General features: G+C 77.6%; 1 protein-coding gene. It reads right to left on the bottom strand.

What is annotated here, in order from left to right; all coding sequences use genetic code 11:
• Window positions 1–32 precede the first annotated feature (32 nt).
• Window positions 33–3,087: Rne/Rng family ribonuclease (locus tag AC3WUG_RS16485; protein ID WP_492328660.1), on the bottom strand; the 3,055-nt coding region annotated here is incomplete at its 5' end.

The raw sequence follows: 3,087 nt of genomic DNA, 5'->3' as shown, positions 1-3,087 counted from the left end.
CCTCCGCGGTGGCCTCGCCCCCGACGAGGCGGTCAGGACGCGTCGTCCTCGGGGTCGGACTCGGTGCCGGACAGCTCGAACAGGCCCGGGTCGACCGGGGTCAGCTCGAGGTGCGGCTCGCCGGCGGCCGGGGCCCCGGCGGGCTGCTCCGGGGACCGCGCGGCGAGGTCGCCCAGCGCCGCGAGCACGTCCAGGGCCGGCTTCCCGTCCGCGGGGGCGCCCGCGGCCGCCTCGACCGCGGCCGGGGCCTCGGCGGGCGCCTCAGGGGCCGCCTGGGCGGCGGGTGCCGCCTGCTGCTCCCCCGCGTCGCCGTGCGCCGCGTGCTCCTCGCCGTCGTGCGCGTGGGCGTGCGCCGCGGCCGCCGCGATGGTCGCGAGCGTGGCCTTGACCGCGTCCCGCGCCTCCGGCAGCACCGGGACGGCCGGCGTCGCGGCCGGCGCGGGCGCCTGCTCCTTGCCGCCACCACGCTTGCGGCGCGGCTTCTTGGCCTCGCCGCCGTTGTCCGCCGGCTGCTGGGGTGCGCCCGCCTCCGGCTTGTGGTTGTGCCGCTCCACCGGCTCGGCGTGCACGATGAAGCCGCGGCCGTTGCAGTGCTCGCAGGTCTCGGAGAACGCCTCGACCAGGCCCTGGCCGACCCGCTTGCGGGTCATCTGCACCAGGCCGAGCGAGGTGACCTCGGCCACCTGGTGCTTGGTCCGGTCCCGGCCCAGGCACTCGACGAGGCGGCGCAGCACCAGGTCGCGGTTCGACTCGAGCACCATGTCGATGAAGTCGATGACGATGATGCCGCCGATGTCCCGGAGCCGGAGCTGGCGGACGATCTCCTCCGCGGCCTCCAGGTTGTTCCGGGTGACGGTCTCCTCGAGGGTGCCGCCCGCGCCGGTGAACTTGCCGGTGTTGACGTCGACGACCGTCATGGCCTCGGTGCGGTCGATGACCAGCGAGCCGCCCGAGGGCAGCCAGACCTTGCGGTCCATGCCCTTGGCGAGCTGCTCGTCCACGCGGTGGTCCGCGAACACGTCGCCGGTGCCGGTGTACTTCGACACCTTCTCGGCCAGGTCGGGGGCCAGCTCGCCGATGTAGCCGGAGATCGTCGACCACGCCTCGTCGCCCTGGACGACCAGGGAGGAGAAGTCGTCGTTGAAGATGTCGCGGACCACGCGGATCGCCAGGTCCGGCTCGCCCTGGAGCAGCGCCGGCGCGTTCGCGGTCTTGGACTTCTTCTCGATCGCCTCCCACTGCGACTGCAGGCGGGCGATGTCGGCGCGCAGCTCGTCCTCGGACGCGCCCTCGGCGGCCGTGCGCACGATGACGCCGGCGGAGTCGGGGACCACCTCGCGCAGGATCTTCTTCAGGCGCGCGCGCTCGGGCTCCGGCAGCTTGCGGCTGATGCCGGTCATGCCGCCGCCCGGCACGTACACGAGGTACCGGCCGGCCAGGGTGATCTGCGACGTCAGGCGGGCGCCCTTGTGGCCGATCGGGTCCTTGGTGACCTGGACCAGCACGGAGTCGCCGGACTTCAGCGCCTGCTCGATGCGGCGCGGCTGGCCGCCCTCGAGGCCCGCGGCGTCCCAGTTGACCTCGCCGGCGTAGAGCACGGCGTTGCGGCCCTTGCCCACGTCGACGAACGCCGCCTCCATGCTCGGCAGCACGTTCTGCACGCGGCCGAGGTAGACGTTGCCGGCCATCGACACCTGCGCCTGCCGGGACACGTAGTGCTCGACGAGCACGCCGTCCTCGAGCACGGCGATCTGGGTCTTGCCGTGCGCCTCGCGCACGATCATCGACCGCTCGACCGACTCGCGGCGGGCCAGGAACTCGGCCTCCGTGATGATCTGGCGGCGGCGGCCCGCGTCGCGGCCCTCGCGGCGGCGCTGGCGCTTGGCCTCCAGGCGGGTGGACCCGCGCAGCGCGGTGACCTCGTCCCCGCCGCGCGACGACGACCGGCGCGACGGCTGCTGCTGCTGCTGCTCGCCGGCGTCGTCCCCGCCCCCGCGGCCCGAGCGGCGGCGGCGCCGGCGACGGCGGCTGCTGCCGCCCTGCTCGTCGCCCTCGGCCTGCTCGTCGCCCTCGTCCTCGCGGTCCTCGGCGTCCTCGGCCTGCTCGTCGCCCTCGTCGGACGGCTGCTCGGCGTCGTCCTCGCCCTGCTCGGCGTCCGGGCCCCCGCGCGAGCGGCGGCCACGGCCGCCCCGGCGACGGCGGCGGCGCGGGGCGTTCTCGTCGCCCTCGTCCTCGGCGCGGTCGGCGGCGGCCTCCTCGGCGTCCTCGTCCGCCTCGTCGGCGGCGGCGGCCTCGACGGCGGCGGCGTCCTCGGCCTCGACGGCGTCGGTGGTCTCCTCGGCGGCGGCCTCGGCGCGCTCGGCGCGCGAGCGGCCCCGGCGGCCGCGGCGGCGCGACGGGACGGCCTGCTCCTCGGCGGCGGCGTCCTGCGGGGCCTCGGCCTCGGCGGCGGCGGCCTCGGCGGCCTGCGCGGCCTCGAGCTCGGCCTGCGCCGCGGCGGAGATCGCCTCGGGCGAGCCGGACGGGGCCTGCGCGCGGCGCCGGCGGCGCGGGGTCTCGGGCGCCTGGAACAGCAGGGCCGTCGTGGCGAGCCGCGCCGACGCGGCGCGGTCCTGGTCGGCCTTCGGGCCGGCGGGCTGCCGGGTGGCGGGCTTGTCGGCAACGGGCTTGTCGGCTGCGGGCTGCTGCGTGGCGGCGGCCGGCTGCGCGGCGGCGGGCTGCTCAGCGGCGGTGGCGGCCTGCTCGGCGGCCTCCGGCGCGGCGGCGTCCGGCGCCCCGGCCTTGCGGGAGCCCGACCGGCGGCCGCGGGACCGGCGGGCCGGCTCGCGCTCGGGGGCGGACTGGCTGCGGCCGAGCTCGGCGAGCACGTCCAGGCGGCTCTCCGGCGCGGCGGCCGACGTCTCCTCGGCCTGCTCGACGGCCTCGGCGACCTGCTCGTCCTCGGGCTGCTCGATGACGGCGTCCGCGTCCTCGACCTCGTCGACGGCGGGCGCCTCGACCGGCGTCGCCTCGACGGCGGGCGCGGCGGCCGGCTCCGCGGCGGGCGCGGCCGGCTCCGGGGCTGTCTCTTCTCCCCATCTCCAAGCC

The organism is Cellulomonas sp. EB106-03-03-XG116, from assembly GCF_058792015.1.
The sequence above is the reverse complement of the archived record's forward strand: the minus strand, read 5'-3'. Positions and strand labels throughout refer to the sequence as shown.